Annotated in this window: 15 protein-coding genes; 7 read left to right on the top strand and 8 right to left on the bottom strand. The window is 72.4% G+C overall.

What is annotated here, in order from left to right; all coding sequences use genetic code 11:
- Positions 1-13: 13 nt before the first annotated feature.
- The 4 genes from C7Y72_RS07755 to C7Y72_RS07740 form a co-directional block, all read right to left on the bottom strand.
- Positions 14-757, bottom strand: coding sequence for an MlaE family ABC transporter permease (locus C7Y72_RS07755; protein ID WP_107568193.1), 744 nt, complete (start codon positions 755-757; stop codon positions 14-16).
- 325 nt (positions 758-1,082) lie between these two features.
- On the bottom strand, positions 1,083-2,009 hold the full coding sequence (locus tag C7Y72_RS07750; RefSeq protein WP_199223882.1) for an ABC transporter ATP-binding protein: 927 nt from the start codon (positions 2,007-2,009) through the stop codon (positions 1,083-1,085).
- A gap of 188 nt (positions 2,010-2,197) precedes the next feature.
- Complete coding sequence (locus C7Y72_RS07745) at positions 2,198-2,518, bottom strand: hypothetical protein (protein ID WP_107568191.1); 321 nt, start codon at positions 2,516-2,518, stop codon at positions 2,198-2,200.
- A gap of 157 nt (positions 2,519-2,675) precedes the next feature.
- Positions 2,676-3,077, bottom strand: a complete 402-nt coding sequence (locus C7Y72_RS07740; protein ID WP_107569695.1) for a hypothetical protein — start codon at positions 3,075-3,077, stop codon at positions 2,676-2,678.
- Positions 3,078-3,302: 225 nt separating this feature from the next.
- Between C7Y72_RS07740 and C7Y72_RS07735 the strand changes: the two genes are divergently transcribed.
- The gene (locus tag C7Y72_RS07735) at positions 3,303-4,187 is read left to right on the top strand and encodes a ferritin family protein (protein ID WP_107568190.1); all 885 of its coding nucleotides are present in this window, start codon (positions 3,303-3,305) and stop codon (positions 4,185-4,187) included.
- Between the two features lie 11 nt (positions 4,188-4,198).
- Here the strand turns inward: C7Y72_RS07735 and C7Y72_RS23910 are convergent, their stop codons facing one another.
- On the bottom strand, positions 4,199-5,206 hold the full coding sequence (locus tag C7Y72_RS23910; protein WP_107568189.1) for a LuxR C-terminal-related transcriptional regulator: 1,008 nt from the start codon (positions 5,204-5,206) through the stop codon (positions 4,199-4,201).
- A 344-nt stretch (positions 5,207-5,550) separates the two neighbouring features.
- Here C7Y72_RS23910 and C7Y72_RS07725 point away from each other — a divergent pair, with 344 nt between their 5' ends.
- Both C7Y72_RS07725 and C7Y72_RS07720 read left to right on the top strand, forming a co-directional pair.
- Positions 5,551-5,934: an SCP2 sterol-binding domain-containing protein gene (locus tag C7Y72_RS07725; protein WP_158276712.1), complete on the top strand. Its 384-nt coding sequence runs from the start codon at positions 5,551-5,553 to the stop codon at positions 5,932-5,934.
- A 131-nt stretch (positions 5,935-6,065) separates the two neighbouring features.
- Positions 6,066-7,187 carry a LuxR C-terminal-related transcriptional regulator gene (locus tag C7Y72_RS07720; RefSeq protein WP_146175295.1) on the top strand — a complete coding sequence of 374 codons (1,122 nt, stop codon included), beginning with the start codon at positions 6,066-6,068 and terminating at the stop codon, positions 7,185-7,187.
- Between the two features lie 59 nt (positions 7,188-7,246).
- Here the strand turns inward: C7Y72_RS07720 and C7Y72_RS07715 are convergent, their stop codons facing one another.
- A complete protein-coding gene (locus tag C7Y72_RS07715; protein ID WP_107568186.1) occupies positions 7,247-7,921 on the bottom strand; it encodes an ATP-binding cassette domain-containing protein in 675 nt (224 codons plus the stop codon).
- 53 nt (positions 7,922-7,974) lie between these two features.
- Between C7Y72_RS07715 and C7Y72_RS07710 the strand changes: the two genes are divergently transcribed.
- Both C7Y72_RS07710 and C7Y72_RS07705 read left to right on the top strand, forming a co-directional pair.
- Positions 7,975-8,811 carry a hypothetical protein gene (locus tag C7Y72_RS07710; RefSeq protein ID WP_107568185.1) on the top strand — a complete coding sequence of 279 codons (837 nt, stop codon included), beginning with the start codon at positions 7,975-7,977 and terminating at the stop codon, positions 8,809-8,811.
- A 39-nt stretch (positions 8,812-8,850) separates the two neighbouring features.
- A complete protein-coding gene (locus C7Y72_RS07705; protein ID WP_107568184.1) occupies positions 8,851-9,957 on the top strand; it encodes an NAD(P)-dependent alcohol dehydrogenase in 1,107 nt (368 codons plus the stop codon).
- A 47-nt stretch (positions 9,958-10,004) separates the two neighbouring features.
- Here the strand turns inward: C7Y72_RS07705 and C7Y72_RS07700 are convergent, their stop codons facing one another.
- Entirely contained in the window at positions 10,005-10,403 is a 399-nt protein-coding gene (locus C7Y72_RS07700; protein ID WP_107568183.1) for a hypothetical protein, read from the bottom strand.
- Entirely contained in the window at positions 10,400-11,686 is a 1,287-nt protein-coding gene (locus C7Y72_RS07695; protein ID WP_107568182.1) for a PucR family transcriptional regulator, read from the bottom strand. The genes C7Y72_RS07700 and C7Y72_RS07695 overlap by 4 nt, the downstream gene beginning before the upstream one ends.
- Before the next feature lie 98 nt (positions 11,687-11,784).
- Between C7Y72_RS07695 and C7Y72_RS22740 the strand changes: the two genes are divergently transcribed.
- Positions 11,785-12,696 (top strand): DUF7064 domain-containing protein, encoded by a 912-nt coding sequence (locus C7Y72_RS22740; RefSeq protein ID WP_146175294.1) that lies wholly within the window; start codon positions 11,785-11,787, stop codon positions 12,694-12,696.
- 67 nt (positions 12,697-12,763) lie between these two features.
- Positions 12,764-13,804, top strand: a complete 1,041-nt coding sequence (locus C7Y72_RS07685; protein ID WP_107568181.1) for an FTR1 family protein — start codon at positions 12,764-12,766, stop codon at positions 13,802-13,804.
- Positions 13,805-13,820 lie beyond the last annotated feature (16 nt).

Genomic DNA, 13,820 nt, shown 5'->3' with positions numbered 1-13,820 from the left:
TCTCCTTTCGCGCCTAGTGGAGGTTGCCGGTCTCGGGGAACGCGGCCAGCAGGATGTTCGTGAACAGCGAGTTGAACACCCAGATGCCGGCGAACGCGATGACGACGGCCTGGTTGACCGCGCGGCCGACGCCCTGGGCGCCGCCCTTCACGTTGAGCCCCTTGTAACAGCAGGCGATCGCGATGATGAATCCGAACCCTGTCGTCTTCAGGACCGACCCGAACAGGTCCGGGAAGGTGAAGTTCGACGAGAACGTCGCGATGTAGCCGGCCGAGGTCTCGCCCCAGACGACGACGGTCGCGATCCATCCGCCGAGCACGCCGAAGGCGAGCGCGAGGATGTTCATCAGCGGGGTCATGATCCCCAGCGCGAGGAAGCGCGGGGTGACGATGGTGCGGACGGGGTCGAGGCCGAGGACCGCGAGGGCGTCGAGCTCCTCACGGACCTTTCTGGCGCCGAGATCCGCGCAGATGGCGGTTCCGGCGACGCCGGCGATGACCATGCCGTTGATCCATCCGGCGAACTCGCGGATGGACGCCATCACGAAGAAGGCCCCCTCGCGGTCGACCGTTCCGAAGATCTGCGTGAGGTTGGCCGCCTGGAGACCAGGGGCACCGAACCCGAACGCGATCGTCGAGATGATCATCGGGATGAGGCAGCGCCGGAGGATCAGCCAGGACTCCTCGACGAACTCGTCCTTCCAGCTGTAGGGGGGCGTGAACGTCGCCACGACCGCCTTGCCGGTGAGGAGCATCATGCCCGCGACCTGCTCGAGGATCCCCAGCGGGGCCTCCGCAAGCTTGCTTCCGCCCGCGCGCTTCGGCGCCTTCTGAGGCGCCTGAACCGGCGGGGCAACTGTTCTCTGCGCTACTGACGCCATGTGACGCTCACCTCTCGCATAGCTCCTCCCGAAGCTCCGGACCCGGTCCTGTGACCCGGCCCTGGTTTGGATGAGTCCAGACTCCCGGACCATCCGTCGGGCGAAAATCGCCCTTGGAGGGAGAACGGATCCCCCCCATGGGGGAGGACCTCCTCCCCCGGTGCCAAGTTCCCGATGTCCGCCGGGAACACGCGGGCGATCCCTACTCCATGCCGAGCGGGCCGCTGAGCTTCCGGTTGAGGAACTGCTGCACGAACGGGTTGTCCGAGTTGAACATCTCGTCGCGCTCGCCGGCCTGCACGATCCTGCCCTTCCACAGCACGGCGAAGAACTCGCCCGCCAGACGGGCGGACTCGATGTCGTGCGTGATGATGATGTAGGTGCCGCCGTGCTGCTCGTGCATCTGCGTGACGAGCTCGCACAGCAGGGCGGTGCGGACGGGGTCCAGGCCGGAGTCCGGCTCGTCGAACATGACGATCTCGGGCTCGAGGACCAGGGCGCGCGCGAAGCCCGCGCGCTTGCGCATGCCGCCGGACAGCTCGTTGGGAAGCCGGCCGCCCGCGTGGGTCAGGCCGACGTCCGCGAGGCGCGCGTTGACGATCTCCGCGATCTCGCCCTCGCCGAGGTCCGTGTGCTGGCGCAGCGGGAAGGCGACGTTGTCGTAGACGCTCATCGAGCCGAAGAGCGCGCCGTCCTGGAAGAGGATCCCGAACTTCTTGCGGACCTCCAGGAGTCGCGACATCGTCATCTTGCTCAGCGACTCGCCGTGCACCATGACCTCCCCCTTGTCGGGGAAGAGCAGGCCGATGATGTGCTTGATGAGGACGGACTTGCCGGTGCCGGACGGGCCGAGCACGACGGTGACCATGCCCTCGGGGATGCCGAGGTCGAGGCCCTGGAGGATCTTGGAGCGGCCGAACGCCTTGTGGACGTTGCGGGTCTCGAGCGACCAGAACTCCCCCGGCACGCGCTCCTCGAGGAGGACCGAGCCCTGGTGGAGCTCGTGCTCACCCGTGAACTCGGCAGCCTGGTCCAGCAGGGACATGCCCTCCGGATCCAGCTGCTTGCCGCCGCTGAACTGCGCGTCCATCGCGGCGGAGGCGCCCTTGTCGCCACCAAAACGAGCCATCTGAGTGTCTCCCTCTCCCTGTCACGGTCGACAGCGGATCCCGGGGTCGCCCCCGGCCACTGCCGTCCTCTCCGGCGAGCAGCCTAACCCGCGCCGAAAACGCGGTGTGCGATCCCGGGGGGGGATATCCACCCCCCCTTTGGACGGTTTGCCCTCCGGGAGTGGCGCGAATGCGCCGAAAGAGGGCGCTACCAGTCGGGGTCGTCGCGCAGGTCCTGGGGCGTCGCCGGGGGCACGTCTCCCGGCTTCTCGCCCCGGCGCTTGCGCGCGATCTCGTGGATCACGTCGTGCTCCCCGAGCTCCTGCAGCCCGGCAGCCCGCCGGCGGCGGTTCGTGATCTCCAGGAGGTCGGCGGAGTCCTGCGCCTCGAGGTCCATCTTCGCCTGCTGGCGACCCGACGGGTCCCAGTCGACGAGGTCGGCGCCCGTGCCCCAGGTGAGCTTCCCCAGGAGGAAGAAGAAGACCAGGAGGCCGCCGAAGAAGATGAGGATCATCCAGCCGATGCCCATGTGACGACCATACTCGCGCTCCGGGCGATCGGATCATCGCGGCGCGCGCGGACCCGCCGCGGCACCCCGGCACGACGACGGCCGCGGGTCCTGTTCGGATCCACGGCCGTGTGCGTCGGGCCGTCCGTGCGCCGGACGGCAGGTCTGGCGGTTCGGGCTAGGCGGTGACGCCGTCCTTCTCCGCGATCATCTCCTTGTACATGGGGAAGAGCGGCTTGGTCAGCGGCACGAGCTTCAGGATCTTGTTGACCGGGCCCTTCGCCTTGACGTGGCCCTTCGCGAGGCCGACGGCGAGGTTGTACTCGCCGCGCCAGTACTTGTCGGCGATGTCGGACGGCATGAAGAGCTTGACGTCGGCCTCCTCGTTGTCGCCGCCGTCGATGACCTCGATGTTGTCGCCGTGCATCTTGATGAGCATCGGCGCCTCGGGGTCGGAGTAGTAGACCTGCAGGTCGATGTCCGCGGTGGCGAGCTTCGGACCGACCTCGTTCTCGCGCGCGGCGCGGAACACGCCACCGATGTACTTGTAGACCTCGTCGGCGTCGGCAAAGTAGGGCACGGGGTTCTCCTCCCGGGTGGTTTGGATCGACCGCCGCGACTCGGCACGGCAGATGCGTTCGACCGTAGACGCGCCGCGCCGCGCCGCCATCCCCCCGACGGATGATCTGGACCCCCTTTCCGGACGCGGGTCCGCGCCGGACGGCGACCGGCATCCTCCTTCCGGGGGGTGCGGAACTGCCCCGAGGGCTATGCACGGCCCCCATGACGCCCGTAGGGTCTCGCCATGGCTGTGGAGGAGCGCCGAGGGACGCTGCACCCTGCCGGTCCGCCGGTGCACACGTCCCTGCGCGGGACCGCGGCCATCACGCTCGACGGCATCGACGAGCGCTGGGGCACGACGATCGAGCGCGAGGGGATCTCCGACGCGCGTGTCGAGCGCGGGATCAGGCGGGCGACCGCCGACGGCGGCATGGCCGACCTCGACGAGCGCTGGCTCGCGTTCCTGCGCGAGCACATCCAGGTCGCCGCGTTCATCGCCCAGGACTGCGCGCGGATCCTCGACCGCGCCGCGGACCGCTGCAGCTGGGGGCCGGTCGCGCGCAACATCGCGCTCGAGTCCTCGATGCAGACCCGGCAGGCGCAGGCCGTCGTCCTCTACGCGATCGACCTCGAGCGCGTCGTCGGCGACATGCCGCTCGAGCGCGCCCGCGCGCAGTGGCGCGGCGCCGCGACGTGGCAGCCCGCCCGGCGGATGCTCGAGACGCTCGCGGTCCGCGACGACTGGGCGGAGATCGTCATCGCGATCAACCTCTGCTTCGAGCCGCTCGTCGCGCAGCTCATGCGCTTCGAGTGGGGCTCGCGGATCGCGCACGCGCTCGGCGACCCGGTGACGCCGGTCGTCGCCGAGGCGACGCAGATCCAGCAGGCCTGGCTGCGCGACTGGACCGGCGCGATCGTGCGCGGCGCGCTCGCCGACCCGACCCACGGCGAGCACAACCGCGCCGAGCTCCGGCGCTGGATCGCCCGCTGGGGCGCCGCCGCGCAGGACGCGGCCCGCACCGCCGCCACCGCCGCCGCGACGCTGCCGGGGGACCGGACCGCCGACGAGGCGCTCGAGCGCGTCCTGGCGGACCACCGCGACATCGTCGAGAGCCTGGGGCTCGGGTGAGCGGGCCGCCCTCAGGCGCGCGTGTTGCCGGCGCCCTGCTGCGAGAGCCGCACGTAGCGGGAGACCGCCTCGGCGCGGTTGCTCGCCCGCAGCTTGCGCAGGATGTGCTTCACGTGGGACTTCACCGTGCCCTCGGACACGACGAGCTTCTTCGCGATCCCGCCGTTGGTCTCGCCGAGCGCCATCAGGCGGATGACGTCGAGCTCGCGCGGGGTCAGCAGCGACTCGAGCCGGTTGTCGGCGGCGACGAACATCGCGGCGGCCGACCGGGCGACGACCTGGTTCTCGCCGTCGAAGCGCGCGACCTCGACGTCCGCGTCGACGAACTCGTCCATCACGGCGAGGATCGAGGAGTTCGCCCGGCGGACCTCCTGGCGCAGGGCGTTCAGCCGCGTCAGCAGGGTCGCGCGCTCGTACGCGTGACCGAACCCCTCGGCGAACATCCACAGCAGGTCGCGGTCGACCTCGTCGACCGTGCGGCGCTGCAGCTGGCAGTCCGCGTGGATCAGCGCGATGACCCGGCCCTGCGGCATCACCGGGGCGGCGACGTAGGAGCGGACGCCCGCGGCGGCGGCGATCTCCTGGTGCACACGCGGGTCGGCGTGCGCGTCGGGGACGAGGACCGGTCCGCGGCGCCGCAGCATCTCGGACTCGAGCAGCAGGTGGTTGAGCTGCAGCGGCTCTGCCTGCCCGACGCGCAGCACCTCGCGCGCGAGCTCGGGCTCGTGCGGGCTGTGGAACTCCGCGACGTGCCCGGTGGAGCCGTCCACGCGCGTGATCATCACGCGGTCGAAGCCGCAGCGCGCGACCTCGCCCGCGAGCCGGCTCATCATCTGGTCGACCGTCGTCATGCTGCGCAGCCGGCTGAGCGCCGCGTTGACCTGCGCGAAGCCGCGGATGCGGCGGTTCAGCGCCGCCTCGCGGACGTCGCCGCGGAGCGTCGCGAGCCGCAGGACGAGCGTCCCGGCGAGTGCCCGGCCGGCGTCGGCGTCGGGCCCGCGCTCGTCGTCCTCGAGCACGGCAACCAGCCAAGCACCCGATTCGTCGAGCAGCTGTTGTGCGGATCCCACATCCGTCGGTGCCTCGGCGGCGGTAGGGTCCTCGCCGGAGAGGCTGGCTGCCTCGCGCCACAGCGCGAGCACGGCCCCGGCGAGCCCCGGCGCGTCGAGGGGCGGTCCGTCGCTCCACTCACCGACACCCGTCGACGCCACCAGACTTCCTCCCGTAGAGCTGAACCACCTGTAGCGACCATACCGGCCACCGACGCGGGGAGGCGTCGGGGACCGTGGAGGAGGAGAGCACGTTGACCGAGATGCCAGCCGGAGAGCAGACCACCACGATGAGCCCCATCGATCCACAGCGCATGGCGGAACTGACCGCCGACTTCTTCAACAGCGGAGCCACCGATCAGCGCATCGGTGAGCGGCTCGCACTCGCGCAGACGACCGTCCACATCCACTACTCGGAGACCGCCGGCGTCACGCTCGACCTGACGAAGGCGCCGATCCACGCCGAGCCCGACATCGTCGGCCAGGCGGAGATCCAGCTCTACGGCACGCCCGAGCTGTTCATCGAGATGGTCCAGCGCAAGAAGCAGATGGCGATGGCGATCACGCGCGGCGAGCTCGCCTACGAGGGCCCCGTCCGCAAGTTCCTGCGGATCGTCCCGATCATGCGCTCGCTCGACTTCAGCACCTGGGACGAGCTGTTCCAGGGCAACGGCAACGGCAGCGGCCCGACGGCCTAGGGAGCGGCGGGCGGCGCGGCGTGGACGAGTCGACGACTCGGATCCCGGCCGACGCCGCCCTCGAACGCCCCGCGCCGGCGGCCGCCTGGCCGCCGCGCGTCCCGCGGTCCGCACACGATGCCCGCATCGGCGTGCGCGTCGTCGACGCGCTCGACGCGGCCGCCCGCCTGCTCGAGTGGGACCTCTGGGAGGGGGACGACGGCGAGCACGAGGACACCGTCGCGCTCGTCGAGGTCGCCCGCTCGGTCGTCGCCGAGCGGATCCGGGCGGGCGCCGACCTCGAGCGCGCGCACCTCGTCGCGCTGTGCGACCTGCTCGTCACGCTCGAGGACCTGCGGCGCGAGCTGCGCGACAACGAGGTCGACGAGCGGCTGCGCGCGCTGACCGGCGTGCAGGCCGGGCTCGGACGGCTGCGCGGGATCGCCTCCGTCTCGACGATCCTCGACCTCGCCCCGCAGGAGGTCTGCCGCTCGTGCGGGTTCGACCGCGCGATCCTCTTCCGCGTGCAGAACAGCCAGCTGATCGCCGAGGCCGTCCACTGGGAGAACGACCCGGACGGCGCCGCGACCCTGCTACAGGTCGCGCGCGAGAACCCGGCCGACCTGACGCACATGCTGCTCGAGACCGAGATGATCCGCCGCCGGATCCCGATGCTCGTCGCCGACGCCAAGGGCGATCCGCGCGTGCACCGCACGATCGCCGATGCCGCCGACACCCACTCCTACGTCGCGGCGCCGATCATGCCCGAGGGCCGGGTGATCGGCTTCCTGCACGCCGACCGCTACCTGCAGCAGCGCGACGTCGACGAGTTCGACCGCGAGATGCTGTGGGCGTTCGCCGAGGGGTTCGGCTACGCGTTCGAGCGCACGGTGCTGACCGAGCGGATGCGCGCGCAGCGCGACCAGGTCCGCAGCATGGTGCAGTCGACCGAGCAGCTGATGAACGAGCTGTGCGACACCGAGATCGCCGTCTCGCACGTCGAGGGCGAGGACTCGGCCGGCGTCGGACGGGCGGCCGCGATGCTCGCCTCCGGGCCGTCGCGCCTGGACCAGCTGCTGACGCGCCGCGAGGTCGAGGTCATCAAGCTCATGGCCGCCGGCGAGACGAACGCCGGGATCGCCAGCCGGCTCGTGATCTCCGAGGGCACCGTGAAGTCCCACGCCAAGCACATCCTGCGCAAGCTCCGGGCCGCGAACCGCGCCGAGGCGGTCTCGCGGTACCTGCGGATCAGCGCGCTCGGCGACCAGCAGTGAGGACCCCGCGCGGGACCGACGGGCCGGGTCCGCGCGCGGGCCGGCCGGGCGAGCGCCGCTCAGCGCGCGGGCAGCGCCACGAGTCGGTCGCTGACCGCGCGGGCGAGCTCCTCGTCGCGCGTGGTCAGCAGGACGCTCGTCCCGCGCTCGGCCTGCGCCTCGCGCAGGGCGGTGACGACGGTCGGCAGCGAGTCCGCCGCGAGGCCGTCCTCGACCGCGTCGACGACGAGCAGCGGCGAGCGCAGGGCCAGCGCCCGGGCGAGCGCGAGGCGCTTGCGGGCGTCGCGGTCCAGCTCGCCCGGCCGCGCGCGGGCGGCCTCGGCGAGGCCGAAGCGCGCGAGCTCCTGCAGCGCGACCTGCTCGCGCCGCCGGTCCGGCACCCGGCCCACCTCCCGCATCGGGAACGCGACGTTCTCGAGCACGTCGACCCCGTCGAAGATCCCGTAGCCGCCGTCGTCGGCGGGAGCGCCCTGGAAGACGACGGCGAGACGGCGCTGCAGCAGGCGCCGCGCCCGGCGGCCGCCCCGGCCGACGTCCTTGCCCGCGACGACGACGGCGCCCTCGTCGGCCTTCTCGAGCCCGACGAGCAGGCGGAACGCGACGGTCTTCCCGGCGCCCGCGGGGCCGACCAGCGCGACGCTCTCGCCGACGCGGGCGCCGAAGCTCACCCCGTCGAGCACCCGGTGGCCGTCGACGCGATGGCGGACCTCCACGAACTCGAACGCCCACGCCATCCACCCGAGGTTCGCCGCCCCCGGCGGGGACCCTGCCCCGAGAGGAGCGATCCGTGACCACCGCACCCGAGCAGCGCATCCGCGAGCACCTGGAGCGTCGCGGCGGCGCGACCGAGGTCGAGGTGCTGCGCCTCCTGCGCACCTGGGGCCACGACGACCCCACCGCCGCGGACCGCCGCGACGTCCTGCGTGCCCTGGAGGGCGCGGGGATCGTCGTCCACCCCGACCTGCTGCACGCGGAGCCCGGGACGACGATGCGCCTCACCCTGCCCGAGGGCGAGCCCGTCGAGGACGAGGCCCGCGGTGCCCGCGGCGGGTTCTTGGCGGGTGCGCGCGCTCGCGCGCGCCCGCGTGCGCGCGAGGAGGACCACCGGCGGCGCGACGCCCCCGCTCCCGCCGCCGCGCGGATCGAGGAGCTCGAGCCGGTGGAGATCCCGCCGGAGCTGCCCCGCGTGCTGACGACCGTCGGCGCCACCCTGCTCATGGCCTCGCTGTTCCTGCCGTGGTTCGGCGCGGACCGGGCCGGGATCGAGGTGGCGGACCTCTCCAGCGGCTGGCAGTGGCTGTCGGTGCTCGACGTGCTGCTTGCGGTCGTGGCCGTCACCGCCGTGGCGCAGCTCGCCACCGACGCGCTCGGGGAGCTCGGCGCGCGGGCCGTCGCGGTCGCGGCGATCGTCGCGATGGCGGCGACGACCGCCCGGCTCGTCTCGCCGCCCGACGACGCGCTGTCCGGCCTGACGATCGAGGTCAGCCGCAAGCTCGGGCCGTTCGTGGCGCTGCTGGCGCTCGCGGTGATCGTCGTCGGCGCGGCGGTCCGCACGTCCCCATCCCTCTCCCGGGAGGGCACAGTCTCCCTGCGTGGGCAGGACTCGGGCGACGAGCCGAACTAGGTTCGGTCCGTCACCCCGAATCTGGAGGAGTACCGCCGCATGCCCACCACCGCCACCGCCGCCATCCTGCGCGAGGTCAACGAGCCGCTCACGCTGGAGGAGGTCCAGGTCTCCGACCCGGCCGAGGGCGAGGTGCTCGTCAAGATGGTCGGCGCCGGCATCTGCCACACGGACGCCACGGGCATCGACGGGACGATCCCGCTGCCGCTGCCCAGCGTCCTGGGCCACGAGGGCTCCGGCATCGTCGAGGCCGTCGGCGAGGGCGTCACCGACCTCGCCCCCGGCGACCACGTCGTCCTGACCTTCGGCCACTGCGGCGACTGCAAGTACTGCTCGCGCGACCGGCCCGCCTACTGCGAGATGTTCGCGCCGCTGAACTACTTCGGCACGCGCATGGACGGCACCGTCACGATGAGCCAGGGCGACGAGGACGTGCACGGCTGCTTCTTCAGCCAGTCCTCGTTCTCGACCTACGCGATCGCGCTCGCGACGAACGCGATCAAGGTCGACAAGGACCTGCCGCTGGAGCTGCTCGGCCCGCTGGGCTGCGGCATCCAGACCGGCTCGGGCACCGTGCTGAACGCGCTGAACCCGCAGCAGGGCGACAGCATCGCGATCTTCGGCATGGGCGGCGTCGGCCTCTCGGGCGTCATGGGCGCGAAGCTCGCCGGCTGCGAGCAGATCATCGCCGTCGACATCAACGACGAGCGCCTCGCGCTCGCCCGCTCGCTCGGCGCGACGCACACGTTCAACGCCAAGGAGCACAAGGACCTCGTCTGGGACATCATGGGCGTCGCCGCCCCGGGCGTCGACTTCGCGCTCGACGCGGTCGGCACCAACGAGGTGATCCGCCAGGCGCTCGAGGTCACCCGCTCCCCCGCCCGGATCGCCACCGTCGGCTTCCAGGGCCTGCAGCACGACATCACGATCGACCAGGGCCACCTGCTGCTCGGCCGCGAGCTGTGCGGCGTCATCGAGGGCGACGCCAACCCGAAGGACTTCATCCCCGCCCTGACCCGGCACTACGCCGACGGCGAGTTCCCGTTCGACAAGCTGATCAAGACCTACAAGTTCAGCGAGATCAACGAGGCGTTCGAGGCCGCGCACAACGGCTCGGTCGTCAAGCCGGTCATCGTCTTCGACTGACGGTCACGCACCCGCGGGCCGGTCGCCTTGCGACCGGTCCGCGGCGGTCAGCCGACGGGGCCGCCGGGCTGCTCGTGCTCGCCGTCGTGGGCGCGCGCGTGCAGCCCGAACTTGCGGCGCTGCTCCTCGATGCGCTGGCGCTTGGCGTCGCGATGGCGCTTGCTGCCGTTCTGCCGCATCGTCACGGCGCTCGCGACGATCGGCCCGAACACGAGCCCCCAGGTGCCGATGACGATCGCGTACATGAACCAGCCGGCGCTGCCGAGGCGGCTGATCATCGTGAGGCCCAGGATCGCCGGGATCACGAACCCGATGACGCAGACCCCGATCAGGCCGACGCTGCCGATGTTGGCCATGAGGTCGGCCATCCGCTGACGGGCCGTGCCCTCGCGGGCGAGCTCCGCGTCGCGCTCTTCCTTGCTCTTGCGTCCCGGAGCGGTGTTCATGACGCCCTGGACGGTAGCAACGCCCGGTGCACGAGCAGGGCGGCCTCGAGCTCGACGCGCCGGTCGCCGACGCGACGGCCCAGGAGCGCCTCCGCCTGGCGGATGCGGTAGGCGACGGTCTTCTGGTGGACGAACAGCCGCTGCGCCGCTCCGACGTGGCTCTCGCCGCACGCGAGGTAGGCGGTCAGCGTCTCGCGCAGCCGCTCCATGGTGTCGTCGTCGGTCGCGGCGAGCGGCCCGAGCTCGCTGACCGCCAGCGCCCGCGCGCGCTCCGTGTCGGCGCACAGCACGGCGAGCAGCGCGACGTCCCGGTGGTGGGTGACGCCGCCGCCACCGCGCAGCACGGCGATCCGGCGCGCGTCGAGCGCCTCCCGGTAGCCCGCGCGAAACCCGGCGATGCCGGGCGCGAGCTCCCCGAGGCCCACCGGCTCCTCGAGTGACACGGCCGCGACGACCGCGTCGAGCGCTGACGGGACGGGCGGGCGCTGGAACGCCAGCCACACGACCCAGGCGACGTCCCAGCGGGCCGAGACCGCGGCGGCGTCCCCGACGACCCGCAGGCGGCTGACGAGCTGGCGGACCGCCGGCTCGCTCAGCTCCGGGGGCAGCGCGAACGCGAGGTGCAGCGCCTCCTGGGGGTACCCGAGCCGGGCGAGCGCGTCCTCCGACCCGGCGGTGTCGAACAGCGCGGCGCGCACCAGCTCCTCCGGCGACACGTCGAGGCCCTGCCGGCGGCGCCGGCGGGTCTCCGCCCAGCTGTCCACGAGCTCCTGCGAGATCCGGTCCACCGCCTGGAGCATGTTCGCGGTGCTCGCGGCGAGGACCGCGTGCTGCTCGGCGGCGTCGTGGACGTGCTCGGCGACGTGCGCCGCCCAGACCTGCCACAGCTCGGCGATGCCGATGCGGTAGCCGCGCAGGACCGTGGTCAGCCCGTCCTCGTGGTCGGCGAGCCGCTCGAACAGCTCGAGCGCCCCGGCCGACGGCATCGTCGCCCGGCCCGGGACGCCGTAGGCGAGCAGCGCGAGGATCGCCCCGACGTTCGCCTGCGTGGAGTGCAGCGTGGCCTCCGCGGTCGTCGGGTCGTCGGGATCCACCAGCGCGGGCTCGGTCGCGATCGCGCGGCGGTTGACGACGTCGGCGATCGCGTCGGCGTGCTGGAGCAGCTCGGTGGCGAGCTCCGCGATCCGCGCGGCGACCTCGGGCGCGACACGCGTCGCGGCATCGACGCTCGCGTCGAGCGCGACCGGGGGCGTCAGCGTGCCGGTGTCCTGGGCGCGACCCATCTCCTCCGGGCGAGCATAGCCCGCGCGGAGGCATCGGTCCCCCGGTCTTGTCGCCCGCGGCGGTATGCGGGCGCGCCCGCATCGCAGAGGCTCGGGGCATGAGCACGATCGAGCGCTTCACCGCCGCCGACGACCTGCTGCACGACATCGGCACCGCACCCCACGTGCGCGAGTCGTACTTCTTCGTGCTGCCGCTGCCCTCGGAGGGGATCGCCGCGATGGTCTACGCGTGGCGGACCGGGGCCACCGGGCAGTTCGGGCGGCTCGTCGCGATCGGCGGCGAGGACATCGGCGCGCCCCAGGTGTTCGACATCGTCGACGGGGTCGACCTCGTCGGCGACGACCTCGACGACTGCGAGATCGCGGGCCTGCACATCCGTCACCCCGAGCCGCTGCGCCGCGCGTCGTTGTCGTTCTCCAGCGACGCGGTGACGCTCGACGTCACCGTCGAGGGGCTGCACCGCCCCGTGTCATGGCACGAGAACCCCGACGGCTGCCCCGCGTGGGCGGCGACCGACCGCTACGAGCAGTCGGTGCGGACCTCCGGGACGCTGCGGGTGGACGGGCGCGAGATCGCGATCGACGGGATCGGCCACCGCGACCACTCCTGGGGCCCGCGCGAGTGGGGGGTCATCCAGCACTGGAAGTGGATGAACGCCGCGACCCCGGACGGGTCGGTGTCGCTGCACGCCTGGGAGTCCAGCGCGCTGGGGGCGCGCCATCGGCTCGGCTACGTCAACCGCGGCGGCGAGATCGCGGTGATCACCGACCTGCGCGTCGAGTCGTCGCTGGACGACGCGCTCGTGCACCGGTCGCTGACCGCGACGATCCTCGACGAGACCGGACGCGAGACGGTCTTCACGGCCGCCTACCGCGCGGGCGTGGCGCTGCCGTTCAGCGGCCTGCTGCTGTACGAGAACGCGATGGACGCCACGATCGACGGGGCGCCGGCGATCGCCCACGTCGAGCACGGCTGGCCGCAGCCGTACGTGGAGCAGCTGCGACGCTGAGCGCGGCAACGTGCCCGGTGCGGGGGTCGGGGACCGCCCGGCGGACCACTCGGGTTAGGATGCCCTAATGGTCAGTCACACCGTCGGCGACCGCACCGTCGACACCCCCACCCCCGCCCGCCCGCAGGCGGGCGCCGGGTCCGGCCGCCGCCTGCTCGTCTGGGCGCTCGGACTCCTCGTCCTCGGCGGCGCCGTGTACCTCATGGCGACCGCGAGCACCGGCCCGGTCGACCCGACCGAGGCCAGCACCCCGCAGAGCCGCGGCACCGTGATCTTCAACGCGTCGATGATCGTCTTCCGCGAGGGCCTCGAGGCGATCCTCATCTTCGCCGCGATCATCGCGAGCTTCCAGGGCGCCAACGCCACCCGGCGGCGACCCGTGGTCCTCGGCGCCGGCGTGTCGTTCCTCGCGGCGATCGCGACGTGGTTCGCGGTCGGCGCGCTGCTCGACGCCGCGTCCCCGCTCGGCGCGCGGCTGGAGGCGATCACGGGCTTCATCGCGATCGTCGTCCTGCTGCTCGTCCTCAACTGGTTCGTGCACAAGGTGTACTGGACCGGTTGGATCGCCAAGCACCACCGCCAGCGCCGCAAGGTGCTCGGACGCGTCGGCGTCTCCGCGACCTTCGGCCTCGTCGCCCTCGGGTTCACGAGCGTGTACCGCGAGGGCTTCGAGGTCGTGCTGTTCCTGCAGAACCTGAAGCTCACCGCGGGCAGCGGCGTCGTGCTCGAGGGCGTCGCGCTGGGCCTCGCGGCCACGGCGCTCGTCGGGCTCGTCACGTTCCGCCTGCAGCGCAGCCTCCCCTACAAGAAGATGCTCATCAGCACCGGCGTGCTGATCGGCGTCGTGCTCGTGGTCATGGTCGGCGGCACCGCGCTGTCGTTCATCGACCTCGGCTGGATCCCCGGCCACGCCACGCCGTTCACGGTGCCCGAGTGGATGGGCTCGTGGTTCGAGGTCTACTCCTACTGGGAGACGCTCGCCGCCCAGGCGCTCGCCGCGGTGTTCGTGATCGGCTCCTACTACGCCGCCGAGTACGTGCGCGTGAAGCGCCCCCGCCGCCGCGGCGAGGCGGTCGCGCAGCGCGCCGCCGTCGCCCCCACGGCCTGAGCCGCGCACCGGTGCC

It is taken from the genome of Paraconexibacter algicola (assembly GCF_003044185.1).
In the GTDB taxonomy this organism is placed as follows: Bacteria; Actinomycetota; Thermoleophilia; order Solirubrobacterales; family Solirubrobacteraceae; genus Paraconexibacter; species Paraconexibacter algicola.
The sequence above is the reverse complement of the archived record's forward strand: the minus strand, read 5'-3'. Positions and strand labels throughout refer to the sequence as shown.